The sequence below is a fragment of the Roseateles sp. P5_E11 genome (assembly GCF_054049355.1).
The window spans coordinates 1-14875 of sequence record NZ_JBFUMO010000092.1 but is presented as its reverse complement, the minus strand read 5'-3'; the positions used below and the strand labels follow the sequence as shown (position 1 = coordinate 14875).

The following is a 14875-nucleotide window of genomic DNA, read 5'->3' as shown; positions in this document are numbered from 1 at the left end:
GTCCAGCGCCGCATGGACAGTTCCCGCAAAGAACAGGACACAGCCACAGAGCCACAGAGGCACAGAGAAAGTGCGTCTGCCTCCGTGCCTCTGTGCCTCGGTGGCTGTGTTCATGAATGGCCTTTCACCGCGCCTTGAATGCGGAACGCAGGTCCGGCGGTGGCGCGTTGCGGTCCACGGTCAGCCAGCCGTCCTGCAGCTTCATCTCCGCGACCTGGATGACGGTGCGCTGGTGCCAGCGGTCGTCGGCCTTCGCTTCAGGCTCGCCGCTCTGGTGCGTGAAGTAGAAGAGGTAAGCCCGGCCGTCGACAACGGTGACGCCCGGGTGCTGACCCTTGGCGCGGTCGGTGGGGTGCTCGCCGATGCCGGCCAGCAGTCGCGTGGGCTGCTCCTGCCAGTGCTCGGCGTCGTCGGAGCGCAGCACCAGCAGCCCCTTCCACAGGTCGGCAACCAGCCACCATTTGCCGGCGAACTGGAACACCGTCGGCCCTTCACCGGGCAGCGGGCTGACCGGGCCGCGCACGGTCCACGTCTTCATGTCGGGGCTGTCAGCCACCGTGAGCTTGCTGCCGGCCTGCTCGTCCTTGAACCACATGCGCCAGCCGCCCTGCGGCGCGCGGATGACGGATGCGTCGATGACCTTGGGCGAGCCCAGCTCCGCCTTGCCGGCGCAGGTCCAGTTGCGCAGGTCCGTGCTGGTGAGGTGCTCGATGCGCCGCTCGCCCGTCCAGCTCTTGTGCACGCCGGGCACGATGGTGAGCCACAGGTGGTACACGTCGTCGAAGTCCTGGATCTCGGGCGCCCACAGCGTGGCGCCGGTGCACTCGGCAGGGAACTTCGCCTCGCCCGACGCGCGCCAGCGGTTGCCGTCGTCCGTCGTCGCGATGCCGATGGGCGTGGCGTGCACCCAGGTCACGTCCTTGGGGTCGTCCAGCCGCAGCGTCGCGCGGCGGTTGGTGTAGAACATCTCCCAGCGCTTCAGGCCGCGGTTGAAGACGAGCGACACGTCGGCCGCGCCGTCCAGCACCGGGTCGCGGTAGAGCGGCCGCGGCGCAGGTTCCATGCTGACGCAGCCGGCCAGCGCAACAAGCAACAGCGCGACCAGCCTCATGGCGTGGTGATGGGCAGGTAGCGCGGCGGCTTCATCCCGTGGCCGAGGTGGAAGCTGGTGTGCGGCGGCTGGTTGTAGCCGGCGTTCTGCGCGGCCACCTGCACGCGGTATTGCGGGTCGTGCATCAGCGTGACGAGGCGGTGCTCAGTCGGCACGGCCGTCGAGAAGACCAGCAGGGCCGTGCTGTCCTCGTTGCGCCAGACGACTTCCTCGCGCCAGTCGCCGAACAGGTCGGCCGACAACACCGGGTTGCCCTTGGTGCCGTTGTTGGACGCCGCACCAAACTTCTTGCCGTTCAGCACGTTCTCGAACGTGAAGCTGGCAGGGTTCCACTTGTCGATGGCGACGTGGTCCAGTGACTCGCGCAGCAGGTCGCCGTCCCACCAGATGGCGAAGTTGTAGCGGTTGGGGTGCTGCTCGCTGATGAGCTTGCCGCCCGCGCTCATCAGGCCGCCGACCGAGCCCCAGCATTCGGCGCCGGGGTAGGCCGGGTCGATGTCGAAGCAGACACCGCGGCCTACGTCGGCGTTCTTGCCGGACATGCTCCACAGCAGCTTGCCCGTGGCGGCGTCATGCATTTCCAGACCATGCTCGCCGTAGCAGCGCGGAGTCTCGTGGACCATGAAAACTTGCTGGCCCTCGCGCGCCGGGTCGAAGGCGCTGACGTGCAGCGCGTCGCCGTGGCACAGGCCGGTGCTGTAAAGCAGCTTGCCGGTGCCAGAGATGGTGGCAGCGCCGTAGATGATGTCGTCCAGGCCGTCGCCGTTGACGTCGGCCACCGAGAACCAATGCGCGCCCTGGCCCGCAGCGGGCTTGCTCGCAGCATCCGCGTCGCTGTCGAACACCCACCGCTGAGTCAGCTTGCCATCGCGCCAGTCCCAGGCGGCCAGCACGGCGCGGGTGTAGTAGCCGCGCGAGAACACCGCGCTGGGGCGTTGGCCGTCGAGGTAGGCCACGCCGGCCAGAAAGCGGTCGACGCGATTGCCGTAGGCATCGCCCCAGGCGGCCACGTCACCGCGTGGCGGTGTGTAGTCCACAGTGGCCATGGCAGCGCCGGTCAAGCCGTTGAACACGGTCAGGAACTCCGGCCCGGCCAGCACATAGCCGGCCTCGTTGCGGTAGTCGGCCTTGACGTCGCCAATCACCTTGCCCGCACCATCCACCGTGCCGTCGGCCGTCTTCATCACCACTTCGGCCTTGCCGTCGCCGTCGAAGTCGTAGGCAAGGAAGCTGGTGTAGTGGGCACCGGCACGGATGTTCTGACCGAGGTCGATGCGCCACAGCCGCGTGCCGTCGAGCTTGTAGGCGTCCAGCAGCGTGTGGCCGGTATGGCCCTTGTGCGAGTTGTCGTGGGCGTTGGTGGGCTGCCACTTCACGATCAGCTCGTATTGGCCATCGCCATCCAGGTCGGCCGCCGCGCCGTCGTTGGCCTCGTAGCGGTAGGCCACGCCGTCGGGCGTCACGCCGCCTTCGGGCTTTTGCAGCGGCACACGCAGATAGGGCTGGCTCCACGGCGCGGTGGCGGTGGACGCGGGCTGCTCCTGGCCGCCCACAACGGCGCGCACGGTGTAGAGGCTGTCGCTGCGGCCTTGCGCGTCCACCAGGTTGGTCAGCGCCTGCGGCTCGTGGTTGATGCGCTTGCCATCGCGGTAGACATTGAAACGCACCCCGGCTGGCTCCGTGCCCAACAGGCGCCAGCTGACGAACACGCCGGACGAAGTCGTCAACGCAACGACGCCGCGGTCGAGCCTCTCCATCTGCCTGGGCTGGGCTTGCGCAACGCCGGCCAACAACAGGCAGCAGACGAGGAGATGGCGCAGAAGACTCATGGTGGCGGTCAAAAAAAGCGGCCCCAGCGGAGGCGGGGGCCGGTGCGCGATCAGCGCAACACAGAGGCCATGCCGGCCCGGGAGTCCAATTCAGGTCAGAGCTTGTAGCCCAGTGTGACGTAGTAGCGGCGGCCCGACCAGGCCAGCTCGTTGGGCCGGCCCAGGTCGCCGGCATAGGTCAGCTCGGCCTGGTTGGTCAGGTTCTTGGCTTCCAGAGCCAGCGTGAAGTTCTTCGTCGCCTTCCACTGGATCTTGGCGTCCAGGTAGCCGGTCTTGTCGCTGAAGTTGGGATTGCCCGACACGTCGTTGCCGCCGGTGTAGTACTTGTCGCGATAAGCGTAGGCCAGGCGCGCGTTGAAGTTGCCGTCGTCGTACCACAGGCCCAGGTTGTAGGAATTCTTCGACATGCCTGGGTAAGGCAGAACCGAGTTGTCCAGCGGGCTGATGAGTTCGTTGCCCTTGGCGTAGCTGAACGCCATGCGCGTGTAGTTGGCATCCACGCCGAAGTTGCCCAGCCAGCCCGGCAGGAAGGACAAGGCCGTGCGGCCCGCCAGCTCGATGCCCTGCGTCTTGGCACCCTCGCCGTTGACGGCCTGGGTCACGTCGAACAGCCGACCGTCGCCGTAGAAGTTCACGCTCGGCCGGTAGACGCCGGTACGCACATAGGTGCCGATCTCGGTGCGGAAGGTGGCCAGGCTGACCTGCGTGTCGCGGCTGGGGTAGTACTCCAGGCTCAGGTCGTACTTGGTGGCGCGGTAGGGCTTGAGGTCGGGGTTGCCGGCCGTGCAGTCGTCGGTGCCGTCGCCGCCAGGGCGCGCGGGGCTACCACTGCCGGTCGTGCAGGTGACGTTGGGCGCCAGCAGGTCGATCGCCGGACGCGCCATCACCTTGGCCGCACCGCCGCGCACCAACAGCTTGCCGTTAAGCAACTGCAGCGTGGCGTTCAGGCTGGGCAGCACGTCGTTATAGCTGTTGCTGAGCGACACCACCTTGTTGCTGTTCACAAGGACTGAGCAGGTCGACACAGCGGCCGGATCGCAGGTGCGATCCACCTGCAAGCCGGTCGATGTAACGTCGGTGCGGGTGTAGCGAACGCCGACATTGCCGTCCAGCGGCAGGCCGAAAATCTCGGTACCCCAATCCAGCCGGGCATAGCCCGACTTGATCTTCTCGGTGATGTCGAAGGCCGGGATCTGCGGATAGGTTTTGCCGTCGCTGCCGGGCGTCTCGTACAGGTACTTGTGGGAGAAATCGCTGGTATCGAAGATGTTCGATGCCACCGTGGCCGCGTAGCTCGGGGCCGTCCAGTTGGTGGGAACGCCAGAGACGTCGCCATAGCCGCCCATGAAGGTGCCGGGCGACTTCGTGCGGATCGTGTTGACGACCTCCTGCATGCGCGCGCCGGTCACATAAGACGTCTTGAAGCCGCTGTTGATGAAGGTCTGCGCGTCGTTCGGGCGTTGTGCCGCGCCGGTGTAGAGCGGGTCCCAGATGAGGGTCTGGTTGACGTTGGCCGTGCGGGCGTTGATGTCCACCGCCTCGTTGGTGGCGGCGAGGCTGCCGTTGTTCTGCACCAGGTAGCCGCCGCCGTTGTACTGGCGCGAGGTGGATTCGCGCATCTGACCGCCGAACCACAGGCTTTGGAAAAAGTTGTGGTCGAAGTTGTACTGGAAGTCCAGCTTGCCCTGGCGCTCAGTGTTCTTCGTGGCCGAGGGGCGGTACTGCAGCTGGGCCTGGACATAGGACGACGCGTTGTCGGGGCTGTAGGCCGTCGGGAAGGTGAACTGCGGCAGGTGGTTGGCGTCGAGCTTGACGACCAGGCCGGGCGCGTTCTGCGTCAGCACGATGTTGTTGCTCTCGCTCTTGTAGTCCGACTTGGAGTCACCCAGCAGGCCTTCGACGCGCCACTTGTCGTTCTTGAACTTGAAGCCCGCGGAGGTGTACTTGGACTTGACGTCCAACGCGAAATCGCGTGCCGACGTGCTGAACGCGCCCTGGCCACCCTGGCCGGCCACGTTCAGGCAGTTGCCCACCGTGAACTGCGTGACGTGGTGGTTCTCCACCGTCATGCCGGCCGGCGTGGCGGCCGCCGGCGCGGCCACGCAGGTGCCTCCCGACGGAACGCCGGTGGCCGAGTAGACGGGCGCATTGCCCGCCGAGTTCAGCCGCGTCACCGCCGAGAAGTCGGTGCCGTAGTTCATGTCGTTGAGCCGCTGCGCCTGCGTGTTGGCCTGGTAGCTCACGTAGGCGTCCAGTTCCTTGGTGAACTGGTATTGAGCGGTCAGTTCGGCGGAGCTGCGCTCGTGGTCGCGGGTCCAGATGCCGTAGCGCGAGATGCGCGGCGAGTAGTCGAACCACTGGCTCCGGCAGGGCGCCTGGTCGGCGGCGGCCAGGCTGTTGCAGCCGGCCGAAGTGGTGACTGCCGCGGCGTTGGCGTTCAGGCTGGTGAGGGTCTTGTCGGCCGAGAAGTCCCAGTCGCGCAGGAAGGCCCAGGACGTGTTGCGCGAGAAGTCGCCGCGCGTGTAGATCTTGTCGTAAACGAGGTTGGCCATCAGGCCCAGCTTGCCGTCCAGGAACTTGTCGGCCAGCAGCAGCGTGCCGCGTGGCTGCGTGCCGCCGCGCAGGCTGCCCTGCTCGGCCGACAGCGTGCCGGCGATGGTGCGCTTGGTGAAGTCCAGCGGCTTGCGCGTCGTGATGCGCACCGTGCCGCCGATGCCGCCTTCGGTCAGGTCGGCGGTGGAGCCCTTGATGACGTCGATGGAGGCGATCAGCTCCGACGCCAGCTCGCGCAGCTCGGCGCCCCGGCCCGCGGTGCCGGCGGTGCCCAGCACCGACATGCCGTTGATCTCGACGCGGTTCAGGTTGGGCTCAACGCCGCGGATGGAGACCTGCGAGCCTTCGCCGAACGAGCGCGACAGCTGCACGCCGGTGATGCGCGACAGCGCCTCACCGACGTTCTTGTCCGGGAACTGGTCGATGTCTTCCGCAACGATGCTGTCGCTGACGGTGGAGGCGTTGCGCTTGCGGTCGATGGCGCTCTGGATGGAGCGGCGGATGCCGGTGACGGTGACCGTGTCGAGTTGCTGGGCCTTGGCCTTGTCGGCGGCCGCAGGTGCCGAAGCGGCATCAGCCGGCGCGGCGGGCTGCTGGGCGTGCGCCTGGYCGGCCAGGGCCGCCGAGATAGCCAGGGCCAGCGGCGTCCAACGCGAAACCGGCGAACCACCGTGAATCTTCTTCAGCATTTTGTCTGTCTCCGAAAATATCAACCGGGGAGAACTCGAAAAGGCTCTCTTTAATGCCCCGAAGACAGTCTAGGGGCCGGTTTTGCGCTGTGTTCACACGCCGGCAAAGAATCACGACCGTGATTGCTTTGACTCCGCAAAAACCCTTGAAAGGCGCAGATTCGCTCAAATTCCTGATTAACCCGGCCCAGCGGCTGAGCGCGCAACGGCCCAATGGCCAGTGATGCGGCCATGCGCCAGCCGCGTGCCGGCAATTTGAGCGTTAGGCAATATGGCGCCCGATTTTCAATATCAACAAACCCGCCCGCGACGGTTTCATTCGAACGAATCGAATATCAATATTTGAATATTGGCGTCGAACCGTCAGCGTACAAGCTCACGGCTTGCGCTCGACCCAAGCCTGGGGTACCGGCACGGTGCAGATATTCATCTCGCGTCCGTCCGCGGCGAGCATGGCGGACTGGATCTGGATCTTCTTGCCGTCCGGGCTGAAGGTCGGGTGCGGGTGGTCGCGCGCCGTCGTCTTGTGGCCGGTGGTCAGCAGGATCATTTCGCGCGTCTTGCGGTCGATCAGGTAGAGGCTGCGGCTGAAGTCGTCGCCAACCGCAAAGCGCCCGTCTGACGAGCCGTGGACATGCCACAAGCCGCTGCCCGAGGGTGTCTGGCCCGCAATCGTCATCTCCCGCGTGCGCAGGTTGACGATGGCCAGGCCCGTCGGCTTCTCGCGCGTGCCGGCATCGCCCCAGGCGGCGTCCTGACCGGGGTTGGCGCCGCCCACGTCGGTGGCGGCCGGCCGGCTCGGATCAACGACGCCGGGAATAGCGCGGTGGCCCATGATGGCCAGCGCCACCTCGTCCTTGCCGATGAAGGCCTCGTGCGTGACCCATTCATACGGCGCTTCCGGGTAGAGCGGCCGCAGGCCCGTGCCGTCGCCCTTGACCGTCCAGGTCCGCTGCGGCGACTTGCCGCCCGTCTCCCAGCTGAACACCAGCTCGCCCGGGTTCCAGCTGTTGCTCTGGATGTGGCCGATCTGGAAGGGCACCGAGACGACGTGGCGGATCTCGCCCGTCTGCACGTTGATCTTGCCGATGGCATGCGGGCCGGCGCCCATGCCGCGCGGGCCGAAAGGTGGCTCGATCTTGGTACCGGCGGGCAGCCGCGCGCCGGCGTAGGCCTTGCCCTGGATGCGGAAGTAGAACCACTGACCGTCCGCGTCGAGCGCGTTGTCGCCCACGGCTTCCAGTTCGGGCGGCAGCGTGCCGATGACGCGCTGGTAGCTGCTGGCCGGCTTGATCATGCCGGCGCGGCTGTCGGCGAAGACGCGGTCCAGGTCCACCTCGATGGCCTGCATGGCCCTGGGGGCGCCCTTCCTGTCGGGCCGCAGGAAATAGAGCTTGTTGCCGCCCGACTGCGCGAGGTTGAGCATGCCGTCGTAGCCGCCCTCGGTGACCTGCACCATCTCGCCGCTGGCCTCGTTGACGGCGATGGCTTCGCCCTTGACGCGGTTGGAGCGGAACACCAGCCACTGGCCGTCGGCCGTCCACTGCGGATGGCTGGGGTAGATCTTGGAGTCGCCGCGCGGCTGTGTGGTCAGGAAGGTCAGCAGCGCGCCGGTGACGGGGTCGGGCACGACGCGCTTCTCGGACGGGAAGCGCTGGCCGATCTGTGCCCAGGTGGACGCCGTGGCCAACAGCAGGCACAGCAGCAGGGAGGTCTGGCGAAGCGACATGATGGGTGCCCGGTAGAAGTGGCGCGACTCTAGGACTCGCTCTGTTGCGCGATGTTGCTGGGCCTCAATCGCTCAAGAACTTGCGCCGTCCTGGCCCGGCCTGCTCCTAGCATGCGCGCCATGATCCGCACGCTCATCGCCTTGCTCTCACTGTTCGCCTTGCCCCTGACACAGGCCCAGACCTTCACCGCCAGCACCGACCCCGCCCGCGCCCAGGTCAAGCTGCCCGAGCCAGCCAAGCCCGAACTGCCGTCGCTGATCCTCATCGGCGACTCGACGGTGCGCAATGGCCAGGACGACGGCCAGGGCAAGGGAGCCGAAGGTCAGTGGGGCTGGGGCAACCCGATCGCCGCCTACTTCGACACGAACAAGATCAACGTCGTCAACCGCGCCGTGGGCGGCCTCTCCAGCCGCACCTATCGCACGAGCGGCCACTGGGACCGCACCAAGCCTTTCATCAAGCGAGGCGATTGGGTGGTCATGCAGTTCGGCCATAACGATGCCAGCCCGGTCAATGACAACAGCCGCGCCCGCGGCGTGCTGCGCGGCATCGGGCCCGAGAAGGAAGACATCGACAACCTGCTGACCGGCAAGCCGGAGACGGTCTACACCTACGGCGCCTACCTGCGCGGCTACATCGCCGAGATCCGCGCGGCCGGCGCCACACCCGTCATCTGCTCCCCAGTGATCCGCAAGCGCTGGGAGGTGGATGGTGTGAAGGTGATGCGCGCAGGCGGTAATTTCGCGGCTTGGGCCGCCGAGGTGGCCAGGCAGGAGGGCGTGGCCTTCATCGACCTCAACGAATGGGGCGCGTTGCGCTATGAGGCGCTCGGCAAGGCCACGGTCGAGAAGCTCTTCCCTGCCGACACGCCGCAGGAGACCGTACACACCAACTGGCTCGGCGCGGCGGTCAACGCGCAGCTCGTCATCGCCGGGCTGATCCAGAACAAGGTGCTGCCGGACGCCGTCTACACCCGCCGCTTCGCGCCCGACGGCTCGGACGACCGGCCCGTCGTCGACGCCCGCAAGGTCAAGGTCGAAGCACCTCGCGATCCCAAGTTGCCCAGCCTCGTGCTGATTGGGGACTCCACCGTGCGCAGCGGTGGCCAGAACGGCGCCTATGGCTGGGGTGAGCGACTCGCACCCTTCTTCGACACCCAGCGCATCAACGTCGTCAACAACGCCATCGGCGGCCGCAGCAGCCGCACCTTCTTCACCGAAGGCCGCTGGGCTTCCGTGCTGGACCAGCTGAAAGCCGGCGACACGCTGCTGATCCAGTTCGGTCACAACGACGGCGCCCGCATCGGCGACCCGGCCGGCAAGAACCGCGGCTCGGTGCCCGGCATCGGCCCGGAGGCGGTCGAGGACACGCGGCCTGACGGCAGCAAGGAGATGGTGCAGAGCTTCGGCTGGTACCTGGCCCGCTACATCAACGATGCGAAGGCCAAGGGAGCCCATGTCGTCGTGTTGTCGCCCATCCCGCACAAGGATCGCTGGCAGGCGGGCCAGCCGCGCGACTTCGAGAACTACGCCGCCTGGGGCGAGCAAGTGGCACGCGAGAACGGCGCCCAGTTCATCGACCTGACGATGCTGGTGACCGAGGCCTATCGCGTCATCGGTGCCGAGCGCGTCGACGCCTATTTCGCCGACGCCCGCACCCACACCAATGACGCCGGCGCCGTGTTCAACGCCACCCGGGTCGTCGAGGGCCTGAAGCGCCTGCCGGGCAAGCCGCTGCAGGCCTATCTGCGCGAGCCCACGCTGTGATCTTTCGCGACTGCTTGCCAGCCTCCAAAAACTTCGCTTAGAATAGCCGGCTCAGGCGCTTTAGCTCAGTTGGTTAGAGCGATGGAATCATAATCCACAGGTCCGGGGTTCGAGTCCCTGAAGCGCCACCAAATACCAAGCCCGCACAGCTCACGCTGTGCGGGCTTTTCGTTTGGTCGGGTCCAGATCCACCAGTGTTGGGGATGCATGTKTGAGTGCGCGCGCAGACGCCGCTCCATGCGACTGCTGTACTGCCGCACGCCCGCATGGTGTGGGCGGTCCAGCAAGGAGTTCGCATGATGCTCAACCCCAGCAAGTCGCGGTTTCCAATCCTGCACGGCGCCTCAGTCGCCATCGCGCTGATGACGGTCTGTGCCGCCGCTTCCGCGGCCCTGCCTTCGTTCACCCTCGACCCTGCTGCGGTCGGGCTGAACGGCGCGTCGCTCACGGCCGACAACATCCTGATCTCGGACTATTCCACCGTCACCATCGACGCACTGGGCAACTTCACCGAGACCGGCTATCTGCCCGTCACCGGCTTCCAGCTCGGCGGCAACGCCCTCACACCCACCGGCTTGAACACCGACTACGGGCTGTATCTCGCCTTCACCGGTACCGGCACGACGACGAACGATCCGACCACGACGTTCAATTTCGGCAACTTCACGACCTTGACCTACACGCTGTACGGCTACAACGGCACAGCGACCTTCGGCTTCAGTGGCAACACGCCCACCGAAACAGCCAGCAGTGAGGTGGCCCTGGCCAGCGGTGCCTTGATCTCGGGCAGCGTGCTGACGGTGCCGACCGGCGGCGGCACCTTCAGCCCCTCGGCCAACGCCATGCTGACGGTGGCGCTGAACCAGCCGACGTTCTTCTTGCCCAATCCCTTCTATTCGGTCGCACTGACGGCCTTCTCCAACACGCCGTCACAGGTCGAGCCGTTCGCGGGCTGCTTCCGCATTCGCCAGGGCGGCGGATCGCTGAACTTTGCGCCGGTGCCCGAGCCGAGCAGCACTGCCATGCTGTTGTGCGGCCTGGCTGCCGCAGGCTTCCTCGGCTACCGTCGCCAGCGCAAGCAGGGCTGACGCAAGGGACGCCGGGGCCAGCCCCGGCGTCAGTAGACCGGGCGGGGCCGCAGCAAGCGCTCAAACTCGCGGTGGATGGTGTGATAGCAGTCGCAGGTGCGCGTCTCTAGTCCGCTGCGATTCAGTACCGTGATATGGCCCCGCGCATAGCGGATATAGCCCCCCTGCTGCAGCCGAGCTGCAGCCAGCGTCACACTCTCGCGTCTTACGCCCAGCATGCCGGCCATGGACTCCTGGGTCAGGGTCAGCTCATCGGACTGCTGGCGGTCCATCCGCAGCAGGATGAGGCGCGCGAGCTGCTGCTCCAGGCCATGATGCCGGCTGCATAAGGCGGTCTGCATGATCTCGGCGACCAGGGCCTGCGAATAGGCCAGCAGCAGCCGGCGTACCGTGGCGTGGCGCGCGAACTCCTCGGCCACGGCAGAGGCACGCAGGCGCAGCGCCTTGCCCGGCATGTGCACCACGGCGCGGCTGCGCGTGTAGTTGCCATCGATCAGCGGCAGACCCACGACACCTTCGCGGCCAACTGTCGCCACTTCGGCGCAGGCGCCCGCGCGATCCGGCACCGAGAGCGACGCCAGCGCGGTGATCGGAAAGTACACCCACTGGATGAAGGCAGACGCTTCGTGAAGCATCTGGCCGGGGCGCAGGTGGACCCATTCCGCTTGCGCCAGCCACCTCTGGCGGTGCTCCGGCAGCAACGCTGCCAACAGTCGGTTGTATCGCCAGTCGCCCGCGTACGCCGCTCCGCGCCGGATACCTTCCTCCACGTCGTCCTGCAGCCAGGCTCGGGCGTGAACTCCCGCGGTCGAGCTCTCATCGGCGGCATGGAGGGTGGGTAAATCTTTCATGTTCAAGCCGTGTATGCGCTCTGGGCGCGGTGGACAGGCGGCTGCCAACATTTCAATTGGCAAAGGCCGTTCCCGCCTCAGGCAGCGGCAAGGATTTCCTGCCCGTCTTTGCACCGAAGGGATGCCGACGCGGCCAGCTTGAAAAATTTGCCGAATCCTTTCCATGCCGGGGACTGCCGCGCATGAGCCGCCACCAAGCTCAACCGGTCCCGTCGCTACAATGGCGGGCGCTTGGCTCGTCATGCCGAGCCCGACGGCTCGGGGCACTCCCGGGTCGTTTTCATTTCCAACCGCAGCCACTGGACACATACCATGTACCGCTGTGCACTCCCGCTGGCGCTGGCCGTCAGCTGTCTGGCCGCCCAGGCCCAGACGCACCGCTTCTTCACGCCTCAGACCCTGCGTGGCGAACTCGTCGTCACCCAGCACCCTGACGTGCTGTTGAACGGCAAGTACGCGCGCCTCGCACCCGGCAGCCGCATCAAAGGCGACACCAATCTGCTGGTGCAGCCAGGCGCCATCACCGGCCAGAAGTTCATCGTGCACTACACGGTCGAGAACAGCGGCTTGATCATGGACGTCTGGCTGCTGAACCCGGCCGAGATCGCCAACAAACCCTGGCCGACGACGCCGGCCGAGTCGGCAACCTGGCAGTTCAACCCGGGCAACCAGACCTGGAGCAAGCCATGAGCGAGGTCGTGACAAAAAAGGTCTTCATCAAGACCTTCGGCTGCCAGATGAACGAGTACGACTCGGACAAGATGGCCGACGTGCTGGGCGCCGCCCAAGGCTACGAACCGACGACCGATGTCGAGCAGGCCGACCTCATCCTGTTCAACACCTGCTCGGTGCGTGAGAAGGCGCAGGAGAAGGTCTTCAGCGACCTCGGCCGCGTGAAGCACCTGAAGGCCAAGGGCGTCATGATCGGCGTCGGCGGCTGCGTCGCCTCGCAGGAAGGCGCGGCCATCATCGAGCGTGCACCCTACGTGGACATCGTGTTCGGCCCGCAGACCCTGCACCGCCTGCCCGCCATGCTGGATGCCCGCCGCGAACAGCGCCGCCCGCAGGTGGACATCTCCTTCCCCGAGATCGAGAAGTTCGACCACCTGCCGCCGGCCAAGGTCGAGGGTGCCTCGGCCTTCGTCTCCATCATGGAAGGCTGCTCCAAGTACTGCAGCTACTGCGTGGTGCCCTACACCCGCGGCGAGGAGGTCTCGCGCCCGTTTGACGACGTGCTGACAGAGATCGCCGGCCTGGCTGACCAGGGCGTCATGGAGATCAACCTGCTGGGGCAGAACGTCAACGCCTACCGCGGCAAGATGGGCGATACGCCTGAGTTCGCCGACCTGGCCCTGCTGCTGGAATACGCCGCCGAGATCCCCGGCATCCGCCGCCTGCGCTTCACGACCAGCCACCCTAACGAGTTCAGCCCCCGCCTCATCGAGGCCTACGGCAAGATCCCGCAACTTGTGAACCACCTGCACCTGCCCGTCCAGCATGGCAGCGACCGCATCCTGATGGCGATGAAGCGCGGCTACACGGCGCTGGAGTTCAAGAGCATTGTGCGCAAGCTGCGCGCCATCCGCCCGGACCTGCGCTTGGCCAGCGACTTCATCGTCGGCTTCCCCGGCGAGACGGACGAAGACCACGCCAGGCTGATGAAGCTGGTGCACGACGTCGGCTTCGACGCCTCGTTCAGCTTCATCTTCAGCCCCCGCCCCGGCACGCCGGCCGCGGCGCTGGAAGACACGACGCCCTACGAGGTCAAGGTCAAACGGCTGCAGGAGCTGCAGGCGGCCATCGAGGCACATGCCATCACCATCTCGCAAGGCATGGTCGGCAAGGTCGAGAAGGTGCTTGTCACCGGCAATGCGCGCAAGGACGTCTCGGAGCTGATGGGCCGCACCGAGTGCAACCGCATCGTCAACTTCCCCGGCTCGCCGCGGCTGATGAACCAGCTGGTCGATGTGCGCATCACGACGGCCTTCGCGCATTCGCTGCGCGGCGAGGTCGTGACGACGGAAGACGTGCTTAGCGCTTGAAACTCAGCAGCCACCATTGCGGCAAGGCCACGCCGAGCACCAGCAAGGCATAGCCCGCCATGCGGCCATCTCGGCCCAGCAGGATCAGCGTGGCGATGGTGGCCGCCGTGCCGCCCGCCGCACCCCAGGCCCACAACCGTTGCCACGCCAGAGGCTTCGCCACCCGCCGCCACAGGCCCTTGATCGCCAACGCCAGTAGCGCCGCCAGCCCCCAGGCTGGGGCAAAGAGATTCGCGATGTGCCAAAAGGCGTCAAGTGGGCTCATTCGGGCTTGACCGATGTCAGATGCGGAAAAGCCGCGAATCCTACAATTCACGCCCATGTCCGTCTTTGCTCTCGGCCTGAACCACAACACCGCCCCGCTCGATCTGCGCGGGCGGTTTGCGTTCACGCTCGAGCAGCTCGCCCCTTCACTGACCGGCCTGCGCCAGAAGCTGTCCGGCACGCCCGAGGCGGCCATCCTGTCGACCTGCAACCGCACCGAAGTCTATGTGGCCGCACCGTCGACCCTGGTGCAACCGGCCATCGCTTGGCTGGCCGATGCCGGCGGCGTGCAGGCCGGCGCCTTGCGCGAGCATGCCTATGTGATGCAGGGCAGCGATGCCGCTCGCCATGCCTTCCGCGTCGCGGCCGGCCTGGACTCCATGGTGCTGGGCGAGCCGCAGATCCTCGGCCAGATGAAGCAGGCCGTGCGCGAGGCCGAAAACGCCGGCGCGCTGGGCACCACGCTGCACCAGCTCTTCCAGCGCAGCTTCTCGGTGGCCAAGGAGGTGCGCAGTTCCACCGAGATCGGTGCCCACTCCATCAGCATGGCCGCCGCCGCCGTGCGGCTGGCCGGCCAGCTGTTCGAGGATCTGGCCAAGACCCGCGTGCTCTTCGTCGGTGCCGGCGAGATGATCGAGCTGACCGCGACTCACTTCGCGGCCAAGACACCGCGCCAGATGGCCGTGGCCAACCGGACTCTTGAGCGCGGCGAGAAGCTCGCCACCCATTTCGGCGCCGAGGCCATGCGCCTGGCCGACTTGCCGGAGCGCCTGCATGAGTTCGACATCGTCGTCTCCTGCACGGCCTCCAGCCTGCCGCTGATCGGCCTGGGCGCCGTCGAGCGGGCGCTGAAGAAACGCAAGCACCGCCCGATGTTCATGGTCGACCTGGCCGTGCCGCGCGACATCGAGCCCGAGGTCGCCCAGCTGGACGACGTCTATCTCTATACGGT

Annotated in this window: 11 protein-coding genes and 1 tRNA gene; 6 read left to right on the top strand and 6 right to left on the bottom strand. The window is 66.5% G+C overall.

Annotated features, from left to right (window positions below):
* Positions 1–124: 124 nt before the first annotated feature.
* The 4 genes from ACXJKR_RS09745 to ACXJKR_RS09730 form a co-directional block, all read right to left on the bottom strand.
* Entirely contained in the window at positions 125–1111 is a 987-nt protein-coding gene (locus ACXJKR_RS09745) for a glycoside hydrolase family protein (RefSeq protein WP_200955331.1), read from the bottom strand.
* Positions 1108–2940 (bottom strand): rhamnogalacturonan lyase, encoded by a 1833-nt coding sequence (locus tag ACXJKR_RS09740; protein WP_457322680.1) that lies wholly within the window; start codon positions 2938–2940, stop codon positions 1108–1110. The genes ACXJKR_RS09745 and ACXJKR_RS09740 overlap by 4 nt, the downstream gene beginning before the upstream one ends.
* 95 nt (positions 2941–3035) lie before the next feature.
* A complete protein-coding gene (locus ACXJKR_RS09735; RefSeq protein WP_457322679.1) occupies positions 3036–6182 on the bottom strand; it encodes a TonB-dependent receptor in 3147 nt (1048 codons plus the stop codon).
* Positions 6183–6558: 376 nt separating this feature from the next.
* Positions 6559–7911 (bottom strand): hypothetical protein, encoded by a 1353-nt coding sequence (locus tag ACXJKR_RS09730; protein ID WP_457322678.1) that lies wholly within the window; start codon positions 7909–7911, stop codon positions 6559–6561.
* Between the two features lie 120 nt (positions 7912–8031).
* Between ACXJKR_RS09730 and ACXJKR_RS09725 the strand changes: the two genes are divergently transcribed.
* The 3 genes from ACXJKR_RS09725 (at position 8032) to pepA (ending at position 10766) form a co-directional block, all read left to right on the top strand.
* On the top strand, positions 8032–9678 hold the full coding sequence (locus ACXJKR_RS09725) for a rhamnogalacturonan acetylesterase (protein ID WP_457322677.1): 1647 nt from the start codon (positions 8032–8034) through the stop codon (positions 9676–9678).
* A gap of 54 nt (positions 9679–9732) precedes the next feature.
* A tRNA-Met gene (locus ACXJKR_RS09720) sits at positions 9733–9809 on the top strand.
* A gap of 165 nt (positions 9810–9974) precedes the next feature.
* Positions 9975–10766: a flocculation-associated PEP-CTERM protein PepA gene (gene pepA, locus ACXJKR_RS09715; protein WP_457322676.1), complete on the top strand. Its 792-nt coding sequence runs from the start codon at positions 9975–9977 to the stop codon at positions 10764–10766.
* Positions 10767–10795: 29 nt separating this feature from the next.
* Here the strand turns inward: pepA and ACXJKR_RS09710 are convergent, their stop codons facing one another.
* A complete protein-coding gene (locus ACXJKR_RS09710) occupies positions 10796–11617 on the bottom strand; it encodes a Crp/Fnr family transcriptional regulator (RefSeq protein ID WP_457322681.1) in 822 nt (273 codons plus the stop codon).
* Between the two features lie 312 nt (positions 11618–11929).
* On the opposite strand from ACXJKR_RS09710, the gene ACXJKR_RS09705 reads away from it, so the two are divergent.
* Both ACXJKR_RS09705 and miaB read left to right on the top strand, forming a co-directional pair.
* The gene (locus ACXJKR_RS09705; protein ID WP_056203424.1) at positions 11930–12307 is read left to right on the top strand and encodes a hypothetical protein; all 378 of its coding nucleotides are present in this window, start codon (positions 11930–11932) and stop codon (positions 12305–12307) included.
* Entirely contained in the window at positions 12304–13659 is a 1356-nt protein-coding gene (gene miaB / locus ACXJKR_RS09700; RefSeq protein WP_457322675.1) for a tRNA (N6-isopentenyl adenosine(37)-C2)-methylthiotransferase MiaB, read from the top strand. Before ACXJKR_RS09705 ends, miaB begins: the two co-directional genes overlap by 4 nt.
* Here miaB and ACXJKR_RS09695 read toward each other — a convergent pair.
* Positions 13649–13924, bottom strand: a complete 276-nt coding sequence (locus ACXJKR_RS09695) for a hypothetical protein (protein ID WP_457322674.1) — start codon at positions 13922–13924, stop codon at positions 13649–13651. The two genes, miaB and ACXJKR_RS09695, sit on opposite strands and share 11 nt — an antisense overlap.
* Positions 13925–13979: 55 nt before the next feature.
* Between ACXJKR_RS09695 and hemA the strand changes: the two genes are divergently transcribed.
* Positions 13980–14875 (top strand): glutamyl-tRNA reductase (gene hemA / locus ACXJKR_RS09690; RefSeq protein ID WP_457322673.1); only part of this gene is annotated, 896 nt, incomplete at its 3' end.

Excerpts from the sequence above, each read along its gene's own strand:
- ACXJKR_RS09745 (WP_200955331.1), bottom strand. The coding sequence starts at position 1,111 with ATGAGGCTGGTCGCGCTGTTGCTTGTTGCGCTGGCCGGCTGCGTCAGC.
- ACXJKR_RS09740 (WP_457322680.1), bottom strand. The coding sequence starts at position 2,940 with ATGAGTCTTCTGCGCCATCTCCTCGTCTGCTGCCTGTTGTTGGCCGGC.
- ACXJKR_RS09730 (WP_457322678.1), bottom strand. The coding sequence starts at position 7,911 with ATGTCGCTTCGCCAGACCTCCCTGCTGCTGTGCCTGCTGTTGGCCACG.
- ACXJKR_RS09725 (WP_457322677.1), top strand. The coding sequence starts at position 8,032 with ATGATCCGCACGCTCATCGCCTTGCTCTCACTGTTCGCCTTGCCCCTG.
- pepA (WP_457322676.1), top strand. The coding sequence starts at position 9,975 with ATGATGCTCAACCCCAGCAAGTCGCGGTTTCCAATCCTGCACGGCGCC.
- ACXJKR_RS09710 (WP_457322681.1), bottom strand. The coding sequence starts at position 11,617 with ATGAAAGATTTACCCACCCTCCATGCCGCCGATGAGAGCTCGACCGCG.
- ACXJKR_RS09705 (WP_056203424.1), top strand. The coding sequence starts at position 11,930 with ATGTACCGCTGTGCACTCCCGCTGGCGCTGGCCGTCAGCTGTCTGGCC.
- miaB (WP_457322675.1), top strand. The coding sequence starts at position 12,304 with ATGAGCGAGGTCGTGACAAAAAAGGTCTTCATCAAGACCTTCGGCTGC.
- ACXJKR_RS09695 (WP_457322674.1), bottom strand. The coding sequence starts at position 13,924 with ATGAGCCCACTTGACGCCTTTTGGCACATCGCGAATCTCTTTGCCCCA.